Origin of the sequence: Microbacterium sp. oral taxon 186 str. F0373 (assembly GCF_000411455.1) — a bacterium.
Lineage (GTDB): Bacteria > Actinomycetota > Actinomycetes > Actinomycetales > Microbacteriaceae > Microbacterium.
Map to the genome: position 1 here is coordinate 262,259 of NZ_KE150458.1, position 26,440 is coordinate 288,698.

General features: G+C 65.7%; 22 protein-coding genes. 11 read left to right on the plus strand and 11 right to left on the minus strand.

Features of this window, described 5'->3' with window-relative positions; all coding sequences use genetic code 11:
* Positions 1–21: 21 nt before the first annotated feature.
* The 6 genes from HMPREF1529_RS11345 to HMPREF1529_RS11370 form a co-directional block, all read right to left on the minus strand.
* Positions 22–1,263, minus strand: a complete 1,242-nt coding sequence (locus HMPREF1529_RS11345) for an MFS transporter (RefSeq protein WP_016464930.1) — start codon at positions 1,261–1,263, stop codon at positions 22–24.
* Entirely contained in the window at positions 1,260–1,604 is a 345-nt protein-coding gene (locus HMPREF1529_RS11350; RefSeq protein ID WP_016464931.1) for an ArsR/SmtB family transcription factor, read from the minus strand. The genes HMPREF1529_RS11345 and HMPREF1529_RS11350 overlap by 4 nt, the downstream gene beginning before the upstream one ends.
* Before the next feature lie 25 nt (positions 1,605–1,629).
* Positions 1,630–1,977, minus strand: coding sequence for a hypothetical protein (locus HMPREF1529_RS16180; protein ID WP_036283405.1), 348 nt, complete (start codon positions 1,975–1,977; stop codon positions 1,630–1,632).
* Positions 1,974–3,509: a hypothetical protein gene (locus HMPREF1529_RS11360; RefSeq protein WP_157533931.1), complete on the minus strand. Its 1,536-nt coding sequence runs from the start codon at positions 3,507–3,509 to the stop codon at positions 1,974–1,976. Before HMPREF1529_RS11360 ends, HMPREF1529_RS16180 begins: the two co-directional genes overlap by 4 nt.
* A 71-nt stretch (positions 3,510–3,580) precedes the next feature.
* Positions 3,581–3,904: a helix-turn-helix domain-containing protein gene (locus HMPREF1529_RS11365; RefSeq protein ID WP_016464934.1), complete on the minus strand. Its 324-nt coding sequence runs from the start codon at positions 3,902–3,904 to the stop codon at positions 3,581–3,583.
* Entirely contained in the window at positions 3,901–4,977 is a 1,077-nt protein-coding gene (locus tag HMPREF1529_RS11370) for a tyrosine-type recombinase/integrase (RefSeq protein WP_036283690.1), read from the minus strand. Before HMPREF1529_RS11370 ends, HMPREF1529_RS11365 begins: the two co-directional genes overlap by 4 nt.
* 146 nt (positions 4,978–5,123) lie before the next feature.
* Between HMPREF1529_RS11370 and HMPREF1529_RS16460 the strand changes: the two genes are divergently transcribed.
* The 7 genes from HMPREF1529_RS16460 to HMPREF1529_RS11405 all read left to right on the plus strand — a co-directional run bounded on the left by HMPREF1529_RS16460 (position 5,124) and on the right by HMPREF1529_RS11405 (position 12,007).
* Positions 5,124–5,534: a glutaredoxin domain-containing protein gene (locus tag HMPREF1529_RS16460; protein WP_332248133.1), complete on the plus strand. Its 411-nt coding sequence runs from the start codon at positions 5,124–5,126 to the stop codon at positions 5,532–5,534.
* A gap of 13 nt (positions 5,535–5,547) precedes the next feature.
* The gene (locus tag HMPREF1529_RS11380; RefSeq protein ID WP_016464937.1) at positions 5,548–6,246 is read left to right on the plus strand and encodes a hypothetical protein; all 699 of its coding nucleotides are present in this window, start codon (positions 5,548–5,550) and stop codon (positions 6,244–6,246) included.
* A gap of 118 nt (positions 6,247–6,364) precedes the next feature.
* Positions 6,365–7,000, plus strand: a complete 636-nt coding sequence (locus HMPREF1529_RS11385; RefSeq protein WP_157533932.1) for a hypothetical protein — start codon at positions 6,365–6,367, stop codon at positions 6,998–7,000.
* A gap of 105 nt (positions 7,001–7,105) precedes the next feature.
* Positions 7,106–8,695: a UvrD-helicase domain-containing protein gene (locus tag HMPREF1529_RS11390; protein ID WP_198013064.1), complete on the plus strand. Its 1,590-nt coding sequence runs from the start codon at positions 7,106–7,108 to the stop codon at positions 8,693–8,695.
* Positions 8,696–8,743: 48 nt separating this feature from the next.
* Complete coding sequence (locus HMPREF1529_RS11395; protein WP_232212115.1) at positions 8,744–9,415, plus strand: hypothetical protein; 672 nt, start codon at positions 8,744–8,746, stop codon at positions 9,413–9,415.
* 17 nt (positions 9,416–9,432) lie between these two features.
* Positions 9,433–10,191 carry a DUF2637 domain-containing protein gene (locus tag HMPREF1529_RS11400; protein ID WP_036283413.1) on the plus strand — a complete coding sequence of 253 codons (759 nt, stop codon included), beginning with the start codon at positions 9,433–9,435 and terminating at the stop codon, positions 10,189–10,191.
* 163 nt (positions 10,192–10,354) lie between these two features.
* Complete coding sequence (locus HMPREF1529_RS11405; protein ID WP_036283415.1) at positions 10,355–12,007, plus strand: hypothetical protein; 1,653 nt, start codon at positions 10,355–10,357, stop codon at positions 12,005–12,007.
* Positions 12,008–12,032: 25 nt separating this feature from the next.
* Here the strand turns inward: HMPREF1529_RS11405 and HMPREF1529_RS11410 are convergent, their stop codons facing one another.
* Genes HMPREF1529_RS11410 through HMPREF1529_RS11425 form a run of 4 tightly spaced genes read right to left on the minus strand, consistent with a single transcriptional unit; the run spans position 12,033 to position 16,446 of the window.
* Entirely contained in the window at positions 12,033–12,890 is an 858-nt protein-coding gene (locus tag HMPREF1529_RS11410) for a hypothetical protein (RefSeq protein ID WP_016464943.1), read from the minus strand.
* A gap of 22 nt (positions 12,891–12,912) precedes the next feature.
* Entirely contained in the window at positions 12,913–13,329 is a 417-nt protein-coding gene (locus HMPREF1529_RS16335) for a hypothetical protein (RefSeq protein ID WP_157831609.1), read from the minus strand.
* Positions 13,326–14,438, minus strand: coding sequence for a hypothetical protein (locus HMPREF1529_RS11420; protein WP_016464944.1), 1,113 nt, complete (start codon positions 14,436–14,438; stop codon positions 13,326–13,328). Before HMPREF1529_RS11420 ends, HMPREF1529_RS16335 begins: the two co-directional genes overlap by 4 nt.
* A gap of 31 nt (positions 14,439–14,469) precedes the next feature.
* Entirely contained in the window at positions 14,470–16,446 is a 1,977-nt protein-coding gene (locus tag HMPREF1529_RS11425; RefSeq protein ID WP_016464945.1) for a hypothetical protein, read from the minus strand.
* 116 nt (positions 16,447–16,562) lie between these two features.
* Between HMPREF1529_RS11425 and HMPREF1529_RS11430 the strand changes: the two genes are divergently transcribed.
* The 4 genes from HMPREF1529_RS11430 (at position 16,563) to HMPREF1529_RS11445 (ending at position 25,549) form a co-directional block, all read left to right on the plus strand.
* Positions 16,563–19,706: a hypothetical protein gene (locus tag HMPREF1529_RS11430; protein WP_016464946.1), complete on the plus strand. Its 3,144-nt coding sequence runs from the start codon at positions 16,563–16,565 to the stop codon at positions 19,704–19,706.
* 108 nt (positions 19,707–19,814) lie between these two features.
* Positions 19,815–24,107, plus strand: a complete 4,293-nt coding sequence (dnaE, locus tag HMPREF1529_RS11435) for a DNA polymerase III subunit alpha (protein ID WP_036283421.1) — start codon at positions 19,815–19,817, stop codon at positions 24,105–24,107.
* A 34-nt stretch (positions 24,108–24,141) separates the two neighbouring features.
* Positions 24,142–25,179, plus strand: coding sequence for a hypothetical protein (locus HMPREF1529_RS11440; protein ID WP_157533934.1), 1,038 nt, complete (start codon positions 24,142–24,144; stop codon positions 25,177–25,179).
* Positions 25,180–25,252: 73 nt separating this feature from the next.
* Positions 25,253–25,549 carry a hypothetical protein gene (locus HMPREF1529_RS11445; protein WP_016464949.1) on the plus strand — a complete coding sequence of 99 codons (297 nt, stop codon included), beginning with the start codon at positions 25,253–25,255 and terminating at the stop codon, positions 25,547–25,549.
* On the opposite strand, the gene HMPREF1529_RS15690 is transcribed toward HMPREF1529_RS11445, so the two are convergent.
* Positions 25,532–26,423, minus strand: a protein-coding gene (locus HMPREF1529_RS15690; protein WP_372445425.1) for an IS5 family transposase whose coding sequence is annotated in 2 segments (ribosomal slippage) — positions 25,532–26,039 and positions 26,038–26,423 — 894 coding nt in all. Because the reading frame shifts where the segments join, the coding sequence is not laid out codon by codon here. The two genes, HMPREF1529_RS11445 and HMPREF1529_RS15690, sit on opposite strands and share 18 nt — an antisense overlap.
* Between the last annotated feature and the right edge of the window lie 17 nt (positions 26,424–26,440).

Sequence of the window (26,440 nt, forward strand, 5' to 3'; positions counted from 1 at the left end):
TCCGCTCGCATCGCGGGGAGCCTATGCCGTCGCGGGCGCTTCAACCTCGGGCGCTGTCGCGGGGATGCGGCGGGCAAGGACGAAGGCGGCGACCAGCCCGCCTCCCGCGATGACCCCGAGGGCCACGGCGGCGAGGATGAGGCTGACCGCGCCGAGCCATCCCGCGATCGGGTAGGTGATCAGGAAGCAGGCGTGGGAAAGGGCGAACTGGGCCGTGTAGACGAGGTTCCGGTTCGCCGGTGTGGAGGCGTCGGCGAGGAGCCGTGACGAGGGGGTGTTCACCAGCGACGTGCCCATGCCGAGGAGCACCCAGGTGCCCAGCAGCAGGAACCAGCCGGTTCCGGTGGTGACCGCGAGGGTCGTGACGGCGATCGCCGCGGTCAGTCCCGCGGTGATGACGATGCCGCCGGCGACCATCACTCGGATCACCCCGAACCGGCCCACGAGGGTCGGGATGGTGAACGCGACGATCAGCGATCCGATGCCGTAGCTGCCGAGCGCGATCGCGAGGGCCGCATCGTCGAGCCCGAACACGCCCCGCGCGTAGACGACGGAGTTGACGAGCACGATGGCGGTCCCGGCGGCGACGATCACGTTCGTGATCATCAGGAACCGCAGCGACGGGGTCCGGGCGAACACCTTGAGCCCGAGCGGGAGCCGCTGCCAGAACGTCGAGCGTGAGGGCTCCGTGTCGCGGGCGGGGAGGCGGGAGGCGAGGACGAGGGTGGCGGAGCACGTGAACCCGATCGCGGTCCCGACGAACAGGTTGTTGTAGCTGATCACTGTCAGCAGTGCCGCGGCGATCGTGGGACTCAGGATCGCCTCGAGGTCGTAGGCGAGCCGTGAGAGCGACAGGGCCTTCGTGTAGTCCTTCGCCTCCGGAAGCACGGCCGGGATAAGCGACTGGAACGCCGGGGTGAACGTCGCTGATGCGGACTGCAGCACGAACACGAGCACGTAGATTTGCCAGGTCTCGGTCACGAACGGCAGCATCAACGCGATCGCCAGGCGGATCAGGTCGGCGCCGACGAGCACCGCCTTCTTCGGTAGCCGGTCGACGAGAGCGGCAACGAGGGGCGCGACGCCCACGTAGGCGACCATCTTGATCGTCAACGCGGTGCCCAACACCGACCCGGCCGCGGACCCCGCGATATCGAACGCGAGCAGGCCGAGCGCGACGGTCAGCAGGCCCGTGCCGACGAGCGCGATCACCTGCGCGGAGAACAGCTTCGCGTAGGTGCCGTTGCGGAGAACGGTGATCATGCGTGGTGCCCCGGCGTCTCCTCGACGGTGTGCTCCGCCTGGCGGATCGCTTCGACCACCAGCCGGGTCGCGTGTTCGTCCGTGAGCCGGTAGAACATCCGGTTCCCCTCCTGACGGACCCGCACGAGCTTTCCCCACCGCATCTTCGCCAGATGCTGAGACACCGCCGCGGGGCTCCGGTCGACGATGTCCGCCAGGTGGTTCACCGAGAGCTCCTCGCCCTGCAGCGCGAGGACGATCCGAATCCGGGTCGCGTCCGCGAGGAGACGGAACACCTCGACCGCGATGTCGACGAAGTCGTTCGCGGGAGTGAGGTCATCAGGAAAAGTATCTACGTGCATACGCAGATACTAATGCAGATTGGGGTTAGTCGAGGCGGAGTGCGGGGTATCCGGAGTAGGCGGCCGCGGCGAGGGTTTGCCAGCGGTTGGCGACGCCGGTGCTGATGCCGGTGAGGTCGGAGAGGGGGCCGGCGGGCATGGTGGCGGCGAGGGCGAGGAGTGCGGCGCCGCGGAGGGAGACGATGCTGCAGCCGAGGGTCTGCAGGTCTTTGACCATCATGCTGTAGTCGGTGTGCGCGCCGGCGCGGAGCTTGGAGGGGAACAGCCAGTCGGAGTCGGTGTCCCAGCGTCGCGGGGCGTCGAGCTGCCGGCGGATCAGGGCGGGGAGCGGGTCGCGGAGCCTCACGGGTGAGGTGCCGATGGTGACGGTCATCTCGTCGCCGGTGTCGGTGATGGCGGTGCGGGTGAGTTTCGCGACGGTGGAGCTGGGGCGTCCGAGGGTGCCGCAGAGCAGGCCGCAGATCCGCGTCCGCAAGGGGATGGTCTCGTCGGTCTCGAAGCGGTGCATCCAGTCCCGTAGACGGGTATCGGGTAGCTGGTGGAGGGGTCGACCCAGCGGGACGGCGGCGGGCTCATCCGCGTCGCGCGTCCGGTGTCGGCGGCCCAGCGGATGAAGGTGCGGACCTGATCGAGGTGCCGAGGGAACTGTTCTAGGTAGTCCTCGAGGATCGTCTGGGACCCGGTGTGCAGGTCGAGGGCGTTGTCGTGGAGGTAGGTGAGAAACGCCAACGCGATCCGGCAGGAGGAGCGGGCGCGATCGAAGGTGCCGTCACTGAGGCCGTTGCGGGCGATCAGCAGCCGGGTGCGGGCGATGACGGACCATCGGCAGTAGGGGCCGAGGATGCGGGAGATCTCGGCGGGGTGGCCGGTGAGGAACCGGTCGAGCCAGCGTTCGAAGTGCGACCAGGCCTGGTCGCGGGGTGGGAGCACGCCGACGTCGGTGAGGGCGTGACGCATGAGTTCGGCGACTTGGGTGACAGGGTGCTCGTCGAGGTCTTCGTGAGAGATCTCGAGGCGCCCGGTAAGCATGTCGCGGATCAATCGGGCGGAGGCGGAGCGTCGCGGCCATTGGACCATGGATTTCGGCTCGGGGTGGTTCAGGAGCCTGACCCGGAGCGGCTCGAGCACCCCCTGCCGGTCGGGGGTGCCGGCGGCGAAGAGGGCGTCGACGGCGTCGCGGGCGCTGCAGGGATAGCACTTCTTGCCGTGACGGATGTCTTCGATGCCGCAGCTGACGCAGATGAACGGAGATGACCGTCCCGCGCAGGGTGTGCAGGCGAGGGTGCCGTCGTCTGCGACGGATGCGACCAAAGTGACGCGCTGGCATCGGGGGCAGGGTCGGCGCGTGTTGCGGATGACGTTGAAGCAGGGGCTGCAGGTCGCGCCGCCAGTGAACCGCACCCTGACGCGGGCGGTGCGCCCGCAGTGCACGCAGGGTTCGACTTTCCCGGGGGCGCATTCTGGGCAGAGCGGGCCGGCCGCAGTGGTCGTGTGCACCAGGCGTGCGTTGCCGCAGCGGCTGCAGGACTTCTTCGCGTCCGGGAGCCGCCGTCGGCAGTTGTTGCAGAGCGGTTTCCCGCCGCGGCGCAGGCAGACGAGGCGGATCCTGCCGCAGTCGCTGCATTCCTCGGCGCGCAGCACGTCGGTGCAGGGCTTGCAGATGCGCCGATCGTCGGGCCCGCGGCCGATGATCCGTTCTCGTCCGCATCGTTCGCAGACGGGCACCACCACGGCGTGCCCGTTATCGCGAACTCGGCGGAGCAAGCGCTGCACGATCGCGGGCGTCATCCGGTCACCGGCATGGGCGAGGTCGGTGGTGGTCCGGACGTAGCGGGCGATGTGCCCGCGGGTGACGGCGGCGGGCGCGAACTCGACGATGAACTCCGTGAGCGAAGCTTCGCCCATGCTCACCCAGGGTTCGCCCTGCGCGAGGAGATGGTGAACGGTGTCGGGAAGTGCGGTGGTGGGTGGCGAGGTCACTGCTTGTCGGGGCGGACGAGCTTGGCAGGGACCGTCCGCAACGACCCGAGCTCGGTGACCGTTCCGCCGACCACGCGGGTCTGCTTCACGGTGATGTCCTCGAACGTGATGAGGTCGTTGGGGGTGCAGCCGAGGATCACGCAGAGCGCGTCGAGGACTTCCATGTTGAGTCGTTGCGGCGGGCTCGTCACCAGCCGGTAGACCTGCTCTCGGGAGAGGGAGACGCCCTGCTCGGCCAGTAGCGGGCCGAGGTCGGTGGTCTTGAAGATGTCGCGCTCGGCGAGACGCCGACGCAGGTGCCACTCGAACTTGCGGGTCATGCGACGTCCTCCTTCTTTCCGAGCACCCGATCGAGCGCTTCGTGGAACACCCGGTTCTTCCAGTCATCACTGACCGAGGTGTAGATCGCCGTCGTCGACGAGTGATGATGCCCGACCTGCTCCTGAACGAACCTCTCGGCGTAGCCGAACTCGATCAGGTGCGTCACATACGAGTGCCGCAAGCTGTGCAGCGTCAGCATCGGGTCCAAGTCGAGGTCGTCGCGGATCCGCGCGAACCGGACGTCCGCGGTGCGGGTGCTGATCCGGTCGCGGCGCTCGCTCAGCCAAAGCGCCGCGGCGTTGTCCGTCGCGATCCGCGGCCGGACCTCCTCGACCCAGACCTTCAACCCGCGGGTCGCCCACTCGAACTCTGGCAGCGCGAGGATCGTGCGGCGCCGCGGTGGCGAACCTTTCATCGCCTTCCCGTAGCGAACGTGGACCTTCCCGTAAGGGCCCCAGTCGGGCATGTGCGGGTTCGGTCGCAGATCGTTGAGATCGAGCATCACCGCTTCCCGGCGGCGCAGCCCGAACGCGTAGACGGTCTTGAACAGCTGCGCGTCCCTCAGCGCCGGGATCGCCGCCTTCCCGCGGCTCGCGATCAGATCCTCCGCCATCTCATCGGCCCGCGCGAAGAACGCCTCGAGCTCGTCATACCCGAACGGTCGCCGCGATGCGCGCGCTTCGAACTCCGCCAGATGCGAGTGCGTGTTCCACGGGTGGCAGATCTGCGCCGGGACGAGCCCGAACCGCTCGAGGCAGACGTCATGCCAGTCGTAAGTCGGATTGACGAGAAACTCGCAGAACAGCTTCACCATCAGGTGGTAGCCCCGGATCGTGGAATGCGCGACCGGCTGCGGCCGCGACAGCAGCGCAGACGTGAAGTCCTCAACATCCCGCGGACCCCAGTTCCACGGATACTCGCCGGTGAACTCTTGGAACCGTCTCACACCCCACAGCCGCGCCTCAATGGTCGAGGTCGACAGGCCTCGGGACCGCAACGAGATCGCGTACCGATCGAGCATGTCGGTGAACGTGGCCCGCTCGGGGTCGAGTTGCACAACAGGCGCGAGCATCAGCGGGCGCGAAACCATTCACCCTCCAGGGATGCATCAGACGCAACGGAAACGACAGTAAATGTAACACACGGTCAACAGGCGCAACGTCTATTGCGCCTTGCCCCTCAGTTGCATCGGGCGTTACGCCGTGTACGCGGATATCGATGATCTCGCGGCTCGTCAGGCAAAAGCTGGCTCAACGCTGCCCGCGCACAGCCGATCGAGACCGCAATGACCCCGGCTCAAGTCGGCGCCCGACCATCATCAGTAAGCTGGCACGGCTTCGTTTCCGCGCCAGATCAACGATCATGCGCCAACCCGCACAGTTGCAGGAAATGCAACACAGCCCGCTTGTCTGGGAGAAGCCCAGCTGCGTCCAGTGCACCGCAACCCTGCGGGCGCTCGACGCGAAAGGTATCCCGCACCGCATCCTGGACCTCACCGAGCACCCGGACGCGATCACGATCCTCAAGAACGCCAACTTCATGCAGGCGCCCTTCGTCCAGCACGGAGATGACGTGTGGACGGGGTTTCGGCCCGACAAGATCGACGCGATCGCCAAGGCGATTGCCTGAGCAGGAGGCCAAGATGACCACGTTCAATGAGCGACTGCACCCACGCGGCCAGGCCGCGAACGCAGGCCAGTTCGCGGCGAAGAGCAACGACGCGCCACACGCGGGGCTTGCCGCAGACGAGAGCACTTCCCGATTCATCGCAATCGCCGACCAGCACGACCGCGCCGAATGGGCAGCTCGCATGGAGGCCCTGCAGTGGGAGAGGCGCGTCCGCCAGGCTTCACTCGAGAAGTTCATGGCTCTCGCTGCAGCGCACGCGCCATCCGACGCAACGCACGCGATCTTCGATGAAGAGAGCGGCACGGTCGAGCTGATCGGCTGGCAGAACATCGCCGGCGATCAGCTCGACGAAGAGCCGTTCGACGGTCATCAGCTGATGGGGTTCGAAGACTCCCACCACCTCCGCGATGCGGGCTTCGAGTTCGACGATCACAGTTTCAGGTGGGTGATCGAGCTGCGCGAGCCAGAGGCCGCGCGTCGAGACCTTCACGAGAGCGCCGTGAACTGGGGAACGGATGCTCACTACATCGATGACCGGGTCCGAGGCGACGGGGCGCTGGGCGCATTCCTCTCCGGGGTTGCCCGCCGCAGTCCCGAGATCGGAGTGTCACTGGCGCAGCTGACTGACCAACAGGTCGCGTCAGTCAACCGCGACTTCGAGGCGTTCACATCCCTGATGGCGAGCAAGATCCGAGGCGGGGTTCAAGGCTGACTGATTTGCCCTCCCCGAAGCGTCCGGAGAACACGCCACCACAAATCGAGACGCGCTCATTTCCGAGCCTCCTCGCGGAGGCGAGAACACGTGTTGAGACGCCGTACACATGGTGAGCATGAGCACTCCTTCGCCAGCAGACCTCCTTCGTCGTCAGCCCGCAGGATCGCCGGGCGGCCGCGGTGGGCAGTTCCAGGAGAAGTCGAATGACGCTCCCGCGAACCCGCTCGCCGCTGGCAGCGCCACCTCACCGGACGATCTCCCCATCCCCGATCTTGTCGAGGAGCTCCCCGCGTGGGTGTCCGACGCGGCCGCCCAGCTCACCGCCGAGTACCGGGATCTGTGGAAGCGGATGAACGCGAAGCACCGCTCCAGCACGTACGGGGCAGCCGCCCAGCTCTCTGTCCAGTCTGAAGACCCCGCTGAGCTCGCCATCCTCGGACAGTTCCAGGGCCCTGGTATCGCGCTGAACGTCGCACGCAACCCAGCGACCCCCGGATGCGTGCTGCACATGATCGCTGTGGGGGAGTCGGAGTGGCGCGACCCGGAAGCACGCCGTGCCGCCGTGGTACACCCGAACTGCCCCGAAACGACTATCCGCATCATCTGGGCACACCGGAATGTCCTCGACTATCCGGGCGTCGGGAAGGCCGCGATCTCCACAGCACCGAACACGCCCTTCGATGTTCTCGACGAGGCCGCTGCCGAGGGCGATATGACCGCGCTGGCACGACTCGCGAGTGCCACAGGATGACTCACGCCTTGCGACCGCCTAACCGGGGCCGTGCATGTGGGTGGAGACCTCCCATTCGGCGGGGTCCGCGCGCCGCGCGCCCCGACGCAGAAGAGGTCACTGCTCTTGTCCGCACCCCAGCACAAGCCCACCGATGAGCAGCAGCACGCCATCGACCTGTTCGCCAGCGGACGCAACACCGTCATCGACGCTCTCGCCGGATCCGGCAAGACGTCCACGCTGCAGATGATTGCCTCCCACGCTGGTCGGCGCCGAGGGCTCTACGCCGCGTTCAACAAAGCGATCGCTCTCGAAGCGGGTAGGAAGTTCGCGGGGACCGGCGTCACAGCGAAGACTGTGCACGCCCTCGCCTTCGCGCAGTTTGGCACGCCCATGCGTGAGCGGCTCGGGAACAAGCGGCCCGTGCAATGGGCGGAGAAGGCCCGCATCCTCGGGATCAACGATCGCTACCTCCTGCCGCCCGACCACAACGCACTCACCGGCGCCGTATCCCGCCAGCAACTCGTCGGGATGGCCACGGCGACCGTGAAGGCGTACATGCAGTCAACCGCGGAAACGATCACCGGGGACCTGGTTGAACTCATCCCTTCGCTCACCGGTTTGAAGCCCAAGTACGAACTTGAGCTTCGTGATGCGATCGCCTCTTTCGCGGAACGCTATTGGGATGACCTCACTCGCCCTGACGGTCAGCTCCGCTACGAGCACGGCGCCTACTTCAAGCAGTACGCGCTGTCACGCCCCAGCCTCCCGTACGACTTCATCATGCTCGACGAGGCGCAGGATTCCGATCCGCTCACCGTCCAGATCATCAGCGAGCAGACCAACGCGCAAGTGGTCACCGTCGGCGACGCTTTTCAGTCGATCTACGGGTGGCGTGGTGCGACGAACGCGATGGATGCGTTCCAAGGAGACCACGCCGCGCTCACGCTGTCCTTCCGCTTCGGTGATCAGATTGCCGAGTATGCGAACGGGTGGTTGGCGCTGCTCGGAGCGCACTTGCGCCTCCGGGGGATGCCCGGCTACAAGTCATCCGTCTGGCGAACCGACAAGCGCGTCCCCGAAGCGATCCTGACTCGCACGAACGCGGGCGCGATCTGGGAAATCGTGCGATGCCAGGACGAAGCACTCTCGACCGGGATCGCCGGTGAGCAGAAGGCGAAGGAGATCCGCGACCTCGCACGCGCGGCCGTGGACCTCACCGAGCGCGGCGCTACCGACCATCCGGAGCTTTCCGCCTTCAACACGTGGGCTGACGCTGTCGAGTACGCCCAGTCCGACGAGGGCGAAGACCTCCGCCCGCTCGTGGACGTGATCGAGAAGTACACCGCTCGAAAGGTCGTCCGAGCCATCGAGGCGTGCGTGCCGACCGAGAACGCTGAGGTCACCGTGTCCACCGCCCACGTGTCGAAGGGGCTCGAGTGGGTGCAGGTCCGTATCGCTGAGGACTTCCACCCTCCGCGCCCGAAGAAGGGCGTCCCCCAACCGATTCCGGCGGAGGAAGCGCGTCTCGCATACGTTGCGTCGACACGCGCTCAGCGGCATCTTGACCCGCGCGGATTCGAATGGCTCGCTGACTACCTCGCGGAGGGCGGCTGGGTTGAGGGCAACCCAGCTGGCGCGGTCATCCCGGCGTTGTCACATGCCGTGCATGTGGAAGGAGAATCGACCCCCGCGGCTGTGCCGCAGGCCCACTGATCGGAGACCACTATGACCTTCCCGGGCAACGAACCTTTCGCCTTTGACGTGACCGAGGACGGTCGGTACATTCCCGAGCACCTCGTGGCGCCCGAGCCGACTGAGTGGCAACCCGCGCAGACCGTCGTGTCTACCGAGTCTCTTCCGCTGGGCGGCGATCGGAGCCCTGAAGCGAAGGTAGCCGCCGCCATCGCGAAGGCGACGGCAGGGGGCCTGGCGGGGATGAGTCCCGCTGACCGCATCGCCGCGCTCTCCGCAATCCGTGACGCCATCGACGGCCGGGTGAAGTGGGAGAAGCAGACGATCATCGAGAACCTCCTCGGAGCACACAAGGCGCAGTCGATCCCGTCCGCCCTCGGCAACCTGTCCTTCAAGCCGGAGACACGACCGGTGAAGATCGATGAGGAGAAGCTCCTGGCATACGTGCGCGAGATCCACCCTGAGCAGATCAGTGAGCGGGTCGTCTACGAGATCGACCCTGAGTTCCGCAAGCTCCTGGTCTCGGCCGTGGTCGACGTGGCAGATGGCGACTTCGCGCTGAGCACGGATGGCACCCCCGTGGACTTCGCCTATCTGGGAGAGCCGATCGCCGCTCAGATCGCCTACCCCGCCAGCTCGGAGCAGAAGATCGTGAAGGCACAGGCTCGCCAGGCGATCGATGACCACTTCATGACTCTCGCCTCCGGCATGCTCGACGCAGCGATCGGTGGGGGTCTGTGAGCGTCCCCGGTGGCGCTGTGAAGCGCACGGCACAGATCAGCCCTGACCGTCTCACCGTCGGGTTCTTCGCGATCTCGCTGGTCATCATCGTCATGGCCTCGTCGATGGTGTTCTCCTACGTGGGAATCGCAGAGGCAGCAGCGTGGACGGGTGTGCCCTCCGGCATCCACGTCATCGCACCGATCTTCATCGACGGCGCGATCATCACCTACACCGTGTCGCTCACGATCTTCGAGTGGCGTCGCGAGGACCGGAGGATGATCCGGCATACGAAGCGTGTTCTTCGTGGCTTCACCGCGCTGTCTGTGGGCCTGAACTTCGCGCACACAGCTTCCTACTGGCGGTGGGACTTCACCGCCTACGAGGCATGGTTCGGATCTCTTATCAGCATCTCTGCACCGATCGCCGCGCTGCTTTCCGCGGAGGAAGTGGTCCGTCTTGCGTTCCGCCGCAGAGCAATTGCAGCCAGCGAAGAGCAGCCCTCTACCCCAATCGAGCCGACGATTGCCGATGTCACATGGTTGGAGCCCCGGACGAGCTCGGCCACATCGACACCGACACCGCCAGAGGAGGCTTTCATCACAGTACCGATCGGCACGCCCGTACCTGCCGAGGCACCGGCTCTCGACACAGCGGACGTCATCGCGGAGGCGGAGCGGCTCACCAAGGAGAGTGCCTTCGATCAGCCAGAACATGATGGCATCGTGCGATACCCCGCTCAGGGCGAGGTGCTGCTGCGCTTCAATGACGATGGCGCTGTGAGCCGTGAACTGTGATCTGAACGTAGCCCCTGCGAGTCGCGCCGTGCGCGGTGGCTGACGGCAGGGCTAGTCAGTTCGCTATCGATACCATGAGACCCGAGGCCGCCGGCTAACATCACCGGCGAGATTGCGGGGCATGATGCGCGCTGGACGTCTTGTGGGTCTACTCGCAGTTGCAGTGGCGGTCGCTGCGTCGCTCTCCGCCTGCACCTCGCCGGCCAAGGGGACCGCCGAGTCCGTCTCCGGAACGGTCGGCGAGGCGGGGATAGAGCTGCACCTCGAAGGCGTAACAGTGACCGCCGGCGCTGATGTCGCACCATCGGGTACGACGATGACACTTACTTCCGACACGAGGGCACAGGAAGATCTGGGCGAGTACGCGACAGCACTGTCAGGCGGGGTGTCGATCACGCTGGGTGACGGATTGCAGCCAGCCTCACCGATTTCGATATCGTTCGACGTCGGCAGGGATCTACAGGCCGGCGTCGACGTCGACGGCACCGTGGTTCCGAACATCTTCGCGTTGTCATCGCAGACGGCTGCGGGCGACTGGGTTGCGCCGACGATCGCGCAAGCCGACCTGAACACCGGGATCGTGTCAGCGCAGGTCACGCATCTGTCTTGGTTCTCACCGATCTCCGTCGCGATCGGAGAGGCATGGAAAGCCGTAAAGCAGTCGATGGGCATCGAAACGGCCCGACCGGAGTGTGCGACCGATCGTCCGAAGTTGAACGGCGTGGAGGTTGACGGCCAGCCGTGGAATGCATGGGTATGTCTCGTAGCTGACGGGAGTGGAGTCTCGGTTGAGTTGACATCGAACGCGAACTTGCCGTTCATCTTCCTTACGCGTCCCGCAGCGACAGTCACCACCCATCCTGAAGTGAGCTTCTCCGCTATCGGTACTCAGGCGTTCTTCGATGTACTCCGGCCGGACAAAGCCGACCTGCTATTGCAGGGCGGGAGCGTCACTCTCGATTTCGGTGGCGCGACACCCGACAGGATCAGCATGCGTCAGGACGGTGGGCTGTCGGTAATTCGCATCCTCCTCGACGTGGCGGGAGCATTCACGCCGGCGAAGGCGGCCCAGTCCCTGCTCATGGACAAGTTCGGTCAGCTCGAGTGCTTTGCCAAGCTCGCCCAGACCGGCCTCTCCGTCTCCGCGAGCGTGGAGCAAGTGGCCAGCTTCACCGGCGCCTTCTTCTCCTGCGCTTCCGCCGCGTTGGGCGACTTTCCTGGCGTGTCTACGATCCTCTGGGTCCTCGGCGCTGCGCCAGGCAGTGTCGTCGCTATGGTGCAGGGAGCCTTGAACTTGGTCACCGGCCTCAATGAAACCCAAGTCGTGTTCTTGTCGTCGGCATCCGCGAAACCCGAGGTCAACTGTGAGCAAATGAACGCTGCTGCGTATCAACGCGGGGTGAGAACGGCGGAGCTGCACAGCGAGATCCCACCGTTCATCCATGGGACTACGGACGGGATGCTGCAGTTCGCTGGCGGCCCGCTGGCAACCGCCACGATGCGCAAGGCAGTTCGTGTCAACGCGTGCGCCTACCCGACGTCGTTCGAGTCCGCGATCACTCAATGGAATGCTCAGCTGAACCCCGCGGACATGAAGGCGCTCGTGGACGGCCTCAGATCATCTGCCGACTACGCAGAGTCGACCAGGGGAAATGCCCTGGTGTTCACGGCTGTCATTCCCGGTGAGGACAACGGCATCATGAGCGGCTACGCCCGCTCCTTCACTTACGCGTTCGTCGGAGAGACGTGGGTCGCCCTGTCCGCGGTCGAGGACACGCTGCCCTACCTCGACTCAGCGCTAGCGGGCATCAGGTAGCGAGGCCGGTGGCGTGGTCGCGGAGCTACCCCTGGTCTCCGCGCAGAATCGCGAGAACCGAATCGACCTGCCGCATCCGCTCACGCGCCAACGGCCGCGTGATCTGGAGCTTCACCGCGATCGAGGAGACCGTGGGGGGCTCGTTGTCGAGAACGAACTCCATCCACACGTGCAGCACTTCCCGCACAGTTGGTTCGGTCACCGCACCGAAGCGCGCCTCAGCGATCTCGGCGAGGCGCCTCGTCGTGATCGACAGCTCGCCACGGACACGTACGGTGGAGTCTTCCGTCGGCCGGCCGAACCCTTCGCCTTCGCCGTCTCCAAGCTGATGGTCCATCGAGTACGACTGCAACATCCGACCCGAAACGTCCGACTCTGAAACGAGAGCCCCCTGTTTCGCCGCGTTCTTGCGGGTCGCGGTTACCTTCGTGTTGATGTACTCGACGAGCTCTCTGTCGCTGGGTTCGCGCTCGAACTTCGTGACGAACTCGCTTCGCGCGACCATCGACTGGCGGTAGCGCCGGGAGATCCCCGACATCTCTGAGGCGACGGTGACAGCGGGGGAGTCCAGCCAGCGAACGACGGAGGTCTTCGCCTTGAAGTACAGGTGAGCGGCGATCCGGTCGATACTCCCGACGGTCTCAGGTGTGATCTGACGGATGTAGCTGATCAGCTCCTCCGTGATGACCTGACGGACTTCTTCCCAGTCGTTCGTGCGCCCGTAGTGCCGCGCCAGACTGCGTCCCCACACCTCGAAGACATCGAGTGTGTAGAGGTAGGTCAGAAACGCGTCCTCGTGTACCTGCCGCACATCGGGGTCGCTCGACTCGACCGCACGCTCCAGGTAGGAGCGGAGGGTGCCCTCGTCCAGTCTCGCGCCCATCAGATGTTCACCTTGATCACTGTCATCTACCTGTCATCCTCGAGCTGGGCACTGCGAACGGGAATCCCGTCCACGGCGGAAGCTCCTTCGGGTCGAGTACATCCGCAAGCGCTCGTGCTCGACGTCCTCCTGCGCGGGCGTCGATCAGCCACATGATGGTCAGCTGATCGACATCGCGGTCGCTCGTGTGGCGATCACCGAGGATCGCCAGCACGAAGCGCAACGATGCGCGGGCTTGGCGCTTCGTCCATTCCTCTTGCCCTGACAGCAGTCTGACCAAGGTGATCCGGCGAAGCGCCTTACCCTCAGGGAGACAGGCTCTCCGGAGAATATCAGCCACGTCCGACTTGCCGACGCGCAGGTCCGCGAGGGCTCGCCCTCGCTCGGCGTTTGCTTCTAGGCGGGCGGTGTTCGCGACGGACAGCGACGGACGGCTCATGCGGTATCCGCCAAGTTCGCCGCCGGCCGGTCCGTTTCGATGTCGAAGGCTGTGATTTGCGTGTTTACGGTGGCGCCCGCGGTGAGCGCGTCGACCACGCGGCCTATACCCACCCGCTGGTCGGGAAACTCCTGCTTGTACGCTTCGAGTACGCTGCCGGCATCGACATCTCCGTTCCCGGCGAAGTAGCCGAGGTCCCGAGCAAGCCTGCGGATCACGCGGCCAAGGTGAGGGTCTCCGATGTGGTGTCGTACCTGAGTCTCCGCGCCAGACCAGATGGCGGTCGCCATGACCTGCATCACGGACTTGCAGACTGTGACATCGGTGGCCGCGACTCGGCGGATGAGGCGGATCACCACAGAGTCGGCCTGATGGGTGCCCAGCATCAGTTCATCGAGGACCGAGTCACGTTCGATCTCGTCGATGATGTGGCGGGCCGCACTGGTGTCCGAGTCCAAACCATGGATCTCTCGGTAGACGCGCAAGCTCGCACCGTTGACCGCATCTCGGGCGTAGGGGTTCAGAAGACCCGACAGGGCAAACATCTGCTCGCGGCCGTGTTCGCTGATTCGCTTCAGCTGACGGGTGAGCTCGTAGCGGCTGAATGCTTGGAGAATGCTCGGCTCGATGGGGTTGCCGAACGTTCGGCCTCTGCGGCTGGTTCCCGCGACATCCGCCGAGGAACCCCGCGAGAGGTTCCCGGCGACGTCGGCGCGGATCATCGGAGGGATGTCGCCGGTGATCTCGGCGCCGCTGTCTCCGAAGCTGGCGATGAGGACGCCATGAAGCTCAGGCAAGCTCGAGTCCTGGACGGTCCAGGGGATCTTCACGATCGCGCCGTAGGGAATGACCCGAACAGATCGGCCCGAGTCCCCGTGCCATTGAATCCGGTTGACCGAGTCGGAGCCATCGAAGTCGCGGATGGCGAACTGGGGGAGCAGGACGATCCCGGATTCGGCAAGGTCCGCAGCGTTCTCAGCGATGATGCCGTCTGCGGCCATCCCACGACTCACATGCGTGAGTACTGTGGCGAGCGTACGACCGGTCGGAAAGTACTGGCGGATCGAGTCGCGCATGACCCGCTTGCTCGGCGAGATCGCGACACTCATGCGATGTCCCCGGCCTCGTTGAGTGCCGCGATCACGCGGACTTCTTCTTTCCGAAGAGGCCTCGCTTGACGACTTTCTTGGTCCGACCGGCGTTGCCGTAGGTGCGCGGTGAGAACAGGTCGCTGCGGTTCGTGACGCGGAGCAGGATGTTGTCGATCACGGGACGCACCGACGGACTGTTGCTGTTGATCTTGCCCAGGTTCAGCTGCATCGCGAAGTCGTCGTCAACGCCGGTGTTTCCAACGAAGCTGCCGAGACCGTCGAACTTGCGCTGGAAGTAGTTGACCTCGTCCGACCCGAACTCGAGGAACTGACTGGCGAGGATGAGCGTTCGCGCCGAGGAGACGTTTTCGCGGCGGAGCTCGCTGAGGCGCTCGTGGAGGTTTTCGATGCCCGCCGCGGACTCGTCGGTGATGCCGAGCATCCATGCGTCCCCGCCGAGCATCGGGATGACGGTGTCGCGCCACAGGTCCGTGCGCTCCTCCGGTGCCTCCATGATCTGCGTGTCGACGATCACCACGTCAGCGATCGATCGGGCGTAGTCGATGATGTCGCCGTAGATCGCGGCGGAGGCATATCGAGCGCCAGCGAGGTCGCTCGGGGGGCCTAGGACGATGCAGAAATCCGGCGCATCGAGTTTCGCTGCCGCCCGCAGGTGAGCGAACTCCTGGGGCTTGAGGACTGCGGCCGCCGGGTCGCCGTGCTCGTAGGCGTCGTAGGCGCTGCGCAGCGTGGTGTCGCCCAGGCGCAGGTACTTCCGGATGTCAGCCTGGCCGCGGTTCGCGTCGATGAGGACGGCCTGTAGCCCCATCTCCGCGGCGCTCTCAGCCAGTACGATCGCGGAGCTGGTCTTGCCAACACCGCCCTTGCCTGCGGTGGAGAAGATCAGCTCTCCGTGCTTCGCCCCCAGTCGCACGTTGGTTCGCGCGCGCTGGGCCGGGCTAAGGGGGTACTGTGCGGCGGATGGCGCCGGCGGAATCGGGGCCGCCACCTCCCCTGCAGCGTCCGATGCCCGTTCGACCGTCTGCGCGCCGGAGACGAGCGCGTCCCACGCCGGGGTAGGCGCTGGTGGCGCGACCGGCGGCGTGTAGACCTCACGTGCATTCGGAGCGGTGGTCTCCGACGCCGGAACGTGAGAAGCAGGTGCGGTGTCCGGCTGTGTCTGTTCGTCGATCTCGTAGGCGGCGGGGATGTATCCCCCGAAGGGGACGGACGGGGGCGGCGCGACGGGGAGTGCCGCCTCGACTGGTGTGGCTGGCAACTCAGCGGACGTCGGCTCGAGGACGAGCGGCGGGGCAGCGGGAGCGCCGAAGACTGGGGCTGCGGGAATGAAGGGTGTTGCGGCGGGATCCACGTGAACGCCGGGAACGATGGGGGACACGACGGGAGCGCCGAAGGTGGGGGCCGCAGGAGTGGGCTCGGTGGATGCCGCCGCGGGGGAGGGTGCGCCGAAGACTGGCGCTGCGGGGGACGGGACGGGCACCTCGGCAGCCGAGGAACCGGATGCCGGTGCACCGAACGCCGGAGCGAATGTCGGCGCAGGGGAGGGCTCAAGGTGCGAGGGGGGCATCACGGGCAGCGCCGCCGGGATAGGAAGCGGTGCGGGCTCGGGGGTGACAGCGTGGTTCTTCAACGATCCGTCGGGCGCGATGATCATCGTGCCCAGCGGATCGGGAGCGCCGGCATAGCCGAGCTTCGCGAGCAGGTCGTTGAAGGTCGACGGTAGAGGCAGATGCAGCTCGGGGCGCTCTGCGAGGATGCCCACGCTCGGGCGAGTGTCGAGGATGACCAGCGTGGAAACCTTCGCGAGAGTCACGGTGGTCCACGGGACGACGACGGGGGTGTCGGAGTCGGCGACGATCAGCGGGAACGGGCCATCCTTCAAGGCATGACTGATCGCGGTCGCGGCCTCTCGGAATCCGGGTTCCGTGATGATGTCGAAGCCGAGGCCGGAGAGTTCATGGGCGATGTCTGCGGCGCCGACGACGCCGATCTTGGGTGCTGTCACGTCTGTTATGTGGCATGAGGCGATCGGAGACTCGGATTCTTGTCAGAGAACCGCGTGATTTCGCGGGAATCTGACAAGAATCGCCGCAGCGCGCGAGCGGCTGCCACATAACAGGCATGGATTCCCCCACAACCACCGCACTGTGGACTCTTGACGATTACGCCGACGCGGGCGTCATCTTCTCCGGTGCGCGCAAGCTTGCCGACTCATCCGTTGCGCCCCTCGTGGCCCAGGCGCGCGGCTACTACACCGTCGATGATCCGAAGGGCGCGAAGGAGGTCGCGAGCCTCATCTACACACCGAAGGGCACTGCCGCGGCGGCGAAGCGTCTCGCCCTGATGACGAACAACGGCAACGACTTCATGGTCATGCCTTGGCACTCCGTGGGCGACGTGATGCGGGACGGTGTCGCCGCGACCAGCGCATCCACCCAAGTACGTCCGAAGACACCGTTGCCCTCGACCGACGGAAAGCTCGCCAAGTACGAGACCCTGCCCGGACACCCCTCCGTGATCGACATCCACCCCGCCGTCTCGCCCAGCTGGGTTGCATCATCATCCCGGCTCCTCGTCACGGAGGGAATCCTCAAGGGCGACGCGGTGCTCACTGCCCAGCTCATTCAGGCCGGCATCTCCACGTCCGAACTCGCCGCCAACAAAGCTCTGGACAAGAACGCCGCTCGCCTCGTTCTCGCGGCGCTCCTCGAGCGGATCCCCGCCGGTGATCGCGTTCCTGTGCTGTCCTTCATCGGTGTCGGCAACTGGAAGCAGAATCCCGAGTGGAACGCGCTCAACTTGCGTGACAAGAAGGTCCTCGTCGCGTTCGACGGAGACCTCACCGAGAAGCGGCTCGTGTGGAAGCAGGCCGACCAGGTCTTCACCTTCCTTGAGGAGTCGAAGAAGGCTGTGCCGCAGCTGTTGAATCTCGGCGGCGCTGACGCGAAGCAGTTCATCCTCAGTGCGGGATTCGACTCGTCTCTGAAGGTCGGAATCGACGACTTCCTTACGCACATCGGAACGTGGGCTGACGCCCTCAAGCTGGTCGAGTCGCACCTGCCACCGGAGCCCTCCGCTTCCGAGGAGGAAGAGCGCGGATGGCGAGTGGACGACTGGCGGATCTCCCCCAATGGTCTCGAAGCGGACTGGTTCCGGAAGTTCGGCGTAGGCGAGGCTGCCTTCAACGCCTGGGAGAACGGCGTTGTGCGGCTTGGCGGGCGTGTTCTGTCAAACACCACGCTGCGGACGGCGGCTGACGTCGACGTGGAAGATGGTCGAGCCCATCCTGGCACCGTTGTCCGCTCCGGCGGTGGCGAAGTCGTCATCGAGGTGAAATGGGAGGACGAACTCGGCGTCTCCCGAACCGGCTTCGTCAAAGGCCCCCAGCTGTTGTTGTCCACTCTCCCCGTCGAATGGGCGAAGTTGGACGGCACCGAACTCGACACTGCCCTCACTCTTCACCCCGAGTGGCCGCCGCGCAACAAGAAGGGCGAAGGCTGGATCGCTGCGGTGAAAGCAAACCGTGCTCAGGAGATCGAGATATCCGAAGGTTGGGACACGATGGGGTACGTACCGTCGACGTCTGGCCACCCGGTCTTCGTCGTCGGCGAGAGCGTTCTCGGAGCCACCCCCGAAGACGAGAAGTCCAACCATCCGGGCGTTACCGAAGAATCGCTCGCCAAGTCCAGTTTCTATGGCGTCAATGACACCTACGGGGCGCTCGTCGAGGGCAAGAAGGACCTCGGCGCGTTCAAGAAGCAGGTCGCCGCAGACCTCCGGCTGGTCGTGGACGCGTTCACCAACGGGAAGATGTGCAAGAACCCCGTTGTCGGACCGATCCTGCTGGCAGCGGGCCTGCGCCCGACCGCTCCGACAGCGACCAGCATCCAGCTCTTCCTCTCCGGCGGCCCAGGATCCGGCAAATCCTGGTTCGCCTCGTTCATGATGGGGTTCTGGCAGAACCGCCCCGGCGCATGGAACGAGACGCACTTGCCCGGTTCGGCGAACGATACCGTCGCAGCAATCGAGTACGCCCGCGCCCGCACGCCGCTCTGGGTCATCGACGACCTCGCCCCCGGGGCGAGCCGGCAGGAAGCTGAGCGCATGGAGTCGGCGATCGACAACTCGATCCGACAGGGCTTCAACCGGTCGGGGAAGCGACGCAGCTCCGCCGAGGGCAAGCAGCAGAAGGTCTCCGCTCCCCGGGCCCTCACCGTCTACACGGCCGAGAATCAGCGCGAGAATCTGTCGATCCGACAGCGTTCCATCGACATTCGTCTGCAGCGTGGAGATGTCCTCAACGACGGCGCTGAGAAGGTTGCTGCCCTCACCAAGGACGAGCAGAACCCCATGGCACGCCTGACCGCCGCCATGATCCGGTTCTGGCTGAACGTCGACCTGCATGAAACGCCGCTGCCCGACATGCGCGCCGTCGTGCTCGACGACATCGACCTGAACACGTGGGCCGGCAAGCACCAGCTCGCACGCCGGATCATCACCCGGTCGAAGAAGGACGTGCAGGAACTGTTGCGCGACCAGTACGGCCTGACCGAGGCCGAGTCCTCTCGACGTGCCGGCGTATTCAGCGAGATGCTCTTCACTCTGGACGTCCTCTACTCGCTCGGATCGTGGGCAGGACTCAGCGATGACGATGAGGTGCTTTCCCGACTGATCGGCGACCCCGACGACGACAAAAGCCTCCACGGATCGCTGGTCGCGTACGCCGCCGAGGACCTCCGCGAGTTTCGGAGCAAGTCGAACAGCCGCAACCTCATCGAGGCGCTCCGCAACGCCTTGCAGCAGGGCGAAGCGCACCTCGACAACCCCGTGGCGCCCGGTGAGCCGCCCATCCCTGCCACGCACTCGAACGCGAACACGCTGAACCGTGCACTCGGCTGGCGGTACGACGCCGCACGCGGCGCCTGGCAACCTCAGGGGAAGAACATCGGCTACGCGGGACTGCCCGACAACGCAGCCCCGGACGAGTGGATCGCCGCTCTCAACGCGCAGAACGCATTCGCCCTCGCGCAACGCCTGTACCCGAACCTCGTCCCGCACGGGCAGAAGGCCAGCGCGTCGTGGGGCCAGGTCTGGGAGGACGAGGGCGGCGTGATGGTCAGCACGCGCTACTCGCGACCGACCGACCGGAGCTTGGGCGTGAAGGTGAAGCTCGGCGGCGACACCGGATCGAGGCTCCGGGGCATCCCCGTGCGTTTGGCGGTGTTGCTGGACGGCGGAGAAGCCGACCTCGTTTCGACGAGTTGAGCGGACGGAGTGGTGAGGCGAACGGGAATCCGCCTCACCACTCTTCTGCATCCGCCGTGCATGTGGTGGTTACGAACCCCGCCGCCCGGCAACGAGAGGAACCTGACCGTGTCTTTCGTGCACCTTCACGTACACACCGAGTACAGCGACCTGGACGGCATGATCCGAGTCAAGGATCTGTTCAACGTCGCTGCCGCTCACGGTCAGAGCGCCTCCGCGATCACCGACCACGGCAGCCTCGGCGGCATGTGGGCGGCGCAGAAGCACGCGGACGACGCTGGCGTGAAGCTGATCCCCGGCCAGGAGTTCTATCTCGCGAACGGTTCCCGGTTCGACAAGCAGCCGTTCATGGTGCCCGCCGCCGATACCTCCACAGATGAGGATTCCGAACGCGGCGACGACGACGAGGGCACCGGCACAGTCAAGTTTGTCGAGGACAAGGCTTCCGGCCGCAAGGCGCGCCCCTATCAGCACCTCACTGTGCTCGCCTACAGCGAGGCCGGCTGGCGGAACCTGGTCATCCTGAACAACGAGGCTCAGCGCACGCGTTGGCATAAGCCCCGAATCGACTTCAAGCTGCTTGCCGAGCACTCGGAGGGGCTCATTGTCCTGACCGGCTGCCTGGGAGGACCCGTCATCGGGCCGATCTCGCACTCTCGGATCGCGGCAGAGGAGCTCGCTGATCACGAGTCGCTCCGCGCCGAGCTTGAGGCAGCGATGACGCCCCGCGTCGCCGCCAGCTTCGAATCCCCGGCGCCGCCCTCCGCTGACGTGCCGCTGATCTTCGACGACTCACTTGACCCCGCACCGACCGTCTCCGTCGAGGAGCTGACTGGAGAAGAGGCAGCTGAGCGGACCGTCATCGTCAACGTCCGTCGCCGCATCCTGTCCCTCCGCGACGAGGTCGCCGAGTACCAACAGTCGGCGCAGAGCAACATCGACGCGCTGGTCGCCGCGGTCGGCCGCGACAACGTCTACGTCGAGGTCATGGACCACGGCATCGCTGAAGAGTCCGCGATCATGCAGGACGTTGTCGACCTGGCACGAAAAAACGGCCTCCCCATCGTCGCGACCAACGACGCTCACCACACTCACGAGCACGACGCGCATGCCCAGTCAGCCTGGCTCCTCGTGCAGTCGAAATCCACGATCGCTCACCCCAAGTTCCAGTTCCACGGCACCGGCTACTGGCTGAAGACCGAAGAAGAGATGCGGGCAGTGCGCCCCGAACCGTGGTGGCAGGAAGCATGCGACACCACCCAGGCGATCGCCGACCGTGTCGCCGACCGAATCCTCCCCGGACACCGTGACCTCCTCCCGAAGTTCCCGACACCGGACGGCTTCGTGAACAACCGCGAGTTCCTCTACCACCTGCTCCGGGGCGGCGCCCAGCGCATTTACGGCGGCATCAGCAAGCGGGTCCGCGATCGGGTGCGCACTGAGATGGAAGTGATCGAGGAATCCGGCTACATCGACTACTTCCTCGTCGTGCACGACCTCATCCACTGGTGCATGACAAACGGCATCCTCGTCGGCCCGGGCCGCGGATCCGCGGGAGGATCACTCGTCGCCTACCTGATGGGCATCACCCGTGTGGACCCGCTCCGCTACAACCTGCTCTTCGAGCGGTTCCTCGAGCGTGGCCGCCAGGAGCCACCGGACATCGACATCGACTTCCCGCAATCTCGCCGCGACGACGTCATCCAATACCTTCGCGACCGATGGGGGGAGGAGAACGTCGCCTTCATCGGTACGTTCCAGATCGCTCGAACGCGCGCTGCGATCAAGGACGCCGCGCGCGTCCTCGGCCTGTCGAGTGTCGGAAACAAGATGGCCACCCTCGTTCCCCTCGTCGGCGCCGTGCCGATGGGCATGTCAGAGATGACGGACCCCGCCCAGGCCGCTGCTGCCGAGTACCGCCGCTTCATCGAGAAGACGGACAAGGTCGATGAGAAGGGGCGCCCCGACGATGACGGAGTGCGTGCGGGGCAGCGCATCCACGACCTGGCCGCGTCGTTCGAGAACGTCGTCAAGGGCGTGGGCATCCACGCATCCGGCATCATCGTCTCCGCCTATCCGCTCCATGACCTTGTCCCAATGCGTCGAACGAAGCGCGGTTGGGCGCTCCAATGGACTGGCAAAGAGGCAGAGCAGGTCGGACTGCTCAAGGTGGACGTACTGGGTCTCCGCAACCTCGACATCGTCTCAAAAGCGATCGAGTACATCGAGCAGACCACCGGTGAGCAGCTGGATGCCTACTCCCTGCCAGACCCGGATGCCCCAGAAGCGGCGGACGCTGCACGGGTGCAGAAGGCTTGGCAAGTGATCGGCGAAGGCCGCACCGAGGGCCTCTTCCAGCTCGAATCTCCCAAGATGACCGAGCTCGCCCAGGACGTCGCACCCCATACGCTGAACGACCTCTCCGCCCTCGTCGCCCTCTTCCGTCCCGGCCCGATGGGCAAGGGGTTGCATACCGAGTACGCCGCCCGGAAGCGCAACCCCGCACTCGTGTCTTATCGCGACTACACCACCGACCCAGCAGAGCAGGAAGCTCTCGCCACGGTGCTGGGGGAGACCCATGGCCTCATGACCTACCAGGAGCAGGTCATGATGCTCGGCACGGTCGTGGCCGGCTTCGATGCGGCCGGACGATCCACGCTGCGCACGGCGGTGTCGAAGAAGAAGAAAGACGTGATGGAGGTCGTGGGCGCGCGTTTTCGCGACGGTGCCCCTCGTGAGCACCGCGATGACGCGGGGAACATCGTGTCGATCCCGTTCTCCGAGACCACAGCCACCGCGCTGTGGGACGCGATGGTGTCCTTCGCCGAGTACGCCTTCAATCGCTCCCACTCCGCGACGTACGGCTACCTCGCGTACATCACCGCCTTCCTCAAGGGCAACTGGCCGGTCGAGTTCTCCGCCGCCACTCTCGCTGTCACCACTGGAACGGAGAAGCGCCTGCAGGTGCTCCGATCCCTGCGCCGCGAAGGCATCGAGGTTCTCTCCCCGGACGTGAACGCAGGAAACGCCTACACGGCCCCCGCCGGCAACGGTGCGATCCGCATCGGCCTGGCCGAGGTGAAGGGCCTCAAGGAGGCGGGCATCCGCATCGCCGAGGTCCGCAGACAGGACGGACGGGCTTTCGAATCGATCAGCGACCTCTACGCACGCGTCCAGAAGCCTGCCGACGCCGAGGGCAACACGAATGGATCCGCGCTCACCAGCGGGCACGTCCGCTCGCTCATCGAAGCGGGCGCCATGGATCAGTGGTGTGACGGACGCCGCCTCGGGCTGCTTACCGTCGCGATTGCCGCGAAGAGTGTTGACATCCCCGCTCTGCCGATGGAATGGGGCACTCTCGAACGCTCCTCTCGCCAGCGTGACGCGCTCGGTCTGATCGTCGGCACCCACCCCCTGGTAGCGCTGCAGGAGCAGGTCAAGGCGTACCAGCCGTTCGGCGCGGGCGAAGGATGGAACTCGCGTGCGTCCGTCGCGGTCGTCCCGGTCACGAAGATCCCCGATCAGGACGGAGCGAACATCACCACCATCGGTGTCCTCGCAGGGTGGAGTGAGAAGGCCTACTCCAAGGGTCGTATGGCGGCCATCCTCATCGAGGGTTCCACCGCCTCCGTCGCGGGAACCATGTGGGATCGAGAGCTCAGCGAGCACATCGAATCCGGCGACATTCCCCGTGTCGGCGAGATCGTCGCTGTGACCGGCCGCGTCCGGTTCCGCACGATCGCCGCGGACCCGGACGATGGAGACTCCGAGGAGCAGATCGTGAAGGAGCTGCAGATCAGTCGCGTGCGCGCCCTACCGATCACTGAGCCGCCCCGCGACAGCTGGCCGAAGAATGAGACGGTCCGTGTCCCCATCCTCACCCGTGACGCCTTCGCCTACGAGGCAGACGCGATGGGGGTCGACGGTGAGGATGTTCCCCTCTTCGAGCCCGAGCCGGAACCGATCTACGCCCCCGAGCCCGAGCCGCAGCCCGAGCCCGAGCCGCAGCCCGAGCCCGAGCCGCAGCCCGAGGAGTATGAGCCTGCCGGCGCTCAGGTGATCTCCATCGACGAGGCGCGCGCACGTCGCGGCGCCACGCAGGAGGGGTGGAGCATCGTGGTCGTGCGCGGCGCGCCCGCGGGAACGGACCCCATCGTCGGCAACACGCCGCTCTTCCTCCTGAAGGCGATCAAGCGTCAGACCAACCTCACTGACACCGCCGCGGTCGAGTTGCGAGACCGGGTGCGAGCGGTCCTCACCGATCACTGCCGGTCCCATGGCAACACGAAGAGCATCGAAGGTGCCGTCCGCGCGTTCGACCCGGACACCGGGATGACGTTGTACCTCGGACTCGGCATTCGCACCATCGAGCCGATCGCCGGTGAGCTCGTGCTCGCGTAACCAGATTGCGGGATCTGCCGCACTCATGGTGAGCATGAGCACCTTCGACGCATCGAAGCACCCCCGTGGTCAGGTCACGAACGCCGGCCAGTTCCGACTCAAGGAGAACGACGCGCCCACAGCTCAGCTGACTCTGCCCCCGGGCGCCGAAGGGTTCCTCGCCCGCAAGCGTGAGGCGCTGCTCGCTCGAGGGTTCGTTCCCGCCACTCCCGGTCCCTCGACGGCCGGCACGCCGCTCAGCGCGAAGGGCATCGAGAACTGGTGGGTCGACGCGATCGTACGCAGCGAGGTGCGCACAGACGGCATGGCCTACCCTGTCATCCCGGACGACTACACCCCCTCCGGAGGCGTGGGTCGTGCGCTCTCCGGCAGACGCCGCACCTACCGGAAGGTGTACCAGTCCGGCGAGCTGTCGGTTCGGATGCCGTCCGTCTCAGCGATCAGACGATTCTCGGCGGAGAACGACAACGAGACCTTCGACGTCCCCGTCTCCGCCGAAGGTCCTGCCGGTAACCCGATCTCTGGACACGTGCGGGTCACGCAGACCTCACCCGGCCGTTGGGTGGTCACTGCGATCAATATGCCACCAGCCGCCCAGTCGAAGGTCGCTGAAGCCGTCAACGCCATCCTCGAAGCGCGCCGCCCGACGTACGCGCTTGCCGAGATTGAGCACGCGGGTGGATTGCTCGCCCGCGCGAAAGAGCGCCGCGCGGCCGCCGGTGCCAGCCTGGTGAAGAACGAGACCTCCGCTTGGATCCGCGCGACCGGGTACAACGATGAAACGGGCGAAGCGATCCTCAACCTGCAGGGACGTCACTACGGCTACGAGGTTCCTCGCGGCGTCTACGACTACGTCACCACCGCGTCCTCGCCCGGTGCTGCGTACAACGCGCTGATCAAGGGGCGATACGAGTCGCACGCCGTCGACGAGTGCAGCAACTGCGGCCGCTGGTATCGGCAAGGTTCTGTCCACGCCTGCCCGGATCACCGCGCGCCGACAGGCAACGTCACCCTCCATTCGAGGCGCATCCAAGCTTTCGTGCTCGGCGAACCGCTCCCGGCGCGAGTCTGAACGACTCGCCTCGGACTGTGCATGTGGTGTTCGACATCCCGCGGGCGACCGCAACGAAGAACGGAGCACCACCTTGGCCGGAGAGGAAGACGCGATCCTCGCGTGGACCGACGAGGAGACCAGCGGTCTCACACTCGACGACCATGTCCTGGAAGTTGCGGTGGTGTTTACCGACACGGACCTGAACGAGCTCGGATCGTTCGAAACGCTCGTTCGTCCGCAGCCATCGACGTTCGCGCGAATCCTCGCAGACCCGATTGTCTCCGACATGCACCGCAAGAGCGGGTTGCTCTCGGCCCTGCGCGCGGGCGGAGATGACCTGCCGACCGTTGACGAGGCAGAAGCCGCGCTACTAGGCCGTGTGGATTAAGTCGGTCTTGATCCAGATCAGCGTGGCGGCGAGGGCTATCGCGGCGCGGTAGGAGCGGGCTGTCTTGTCTGAGCGCATCGCGATGCCGCGCCATTGCTTGAGTTTGTTGAAGCAGCGCTCGACGACGTTGCGTCCCTTGTAGCGCTCCTGCTGGGCTTCCCCGAAGTCGATGGGCCGGCCAGGCTTCCTGCGGCGGTGCGCGATCTGGTCGTCGCGTTCCGGGATCGTCGCGGCGATCTTCCGCTCCCGCAGCCACGCCCTGTTCTTCTTCGACGGGTAGCCCTTGTCGGCGAGCACCCGATCCGGGCGCCGCCTCGGACGGCCGACAGCTCGAGGGACGTGGATCTGCTCGAGTGTGGCGGTCATCATCGTGGTGTCGTTGATGTTCGCGCCGGTGATCACCCAGCTCAGCGGACGTCCACGCCCGTCGCAGACGAGATGCACCTTGCTCGTCAACCCGCCACGGGAGCGGCCGATCCCGTGATCAGGCGGCTCTTCCCGCGGATTCTTGTGATTCGACACAGCCCCCTGTGTCGCGGCTGAGGGTCGCGCCGTGCTGGTGCACGCGCGCGATCGTCGAGTCGATCGACACCACCCAGTCGAGCTTGCCCGCCGCGTCCGACTGCTTCTGCACCTCGGCGAGCAGCTTCTCCCAGGTGCCGTCCTCGGCCCAGCGCGCGAACCGCTTGTAGATCGAGTTCCACTTCCCGAACCGCTCCGGCACATCCCGCCAGGGCGCCCCCGTGCGGTACTTCCAGGCCATGCCCTCGACCGCGAGACGATGATCCGTCCACGGCCGCGACCTGCCGACCGGCACCGGCATCAGCGGCTCCAGAACAGCCCACACCTCATCCGAGATCTCCTGACGCGTCACACCATCGAGACTCGCCG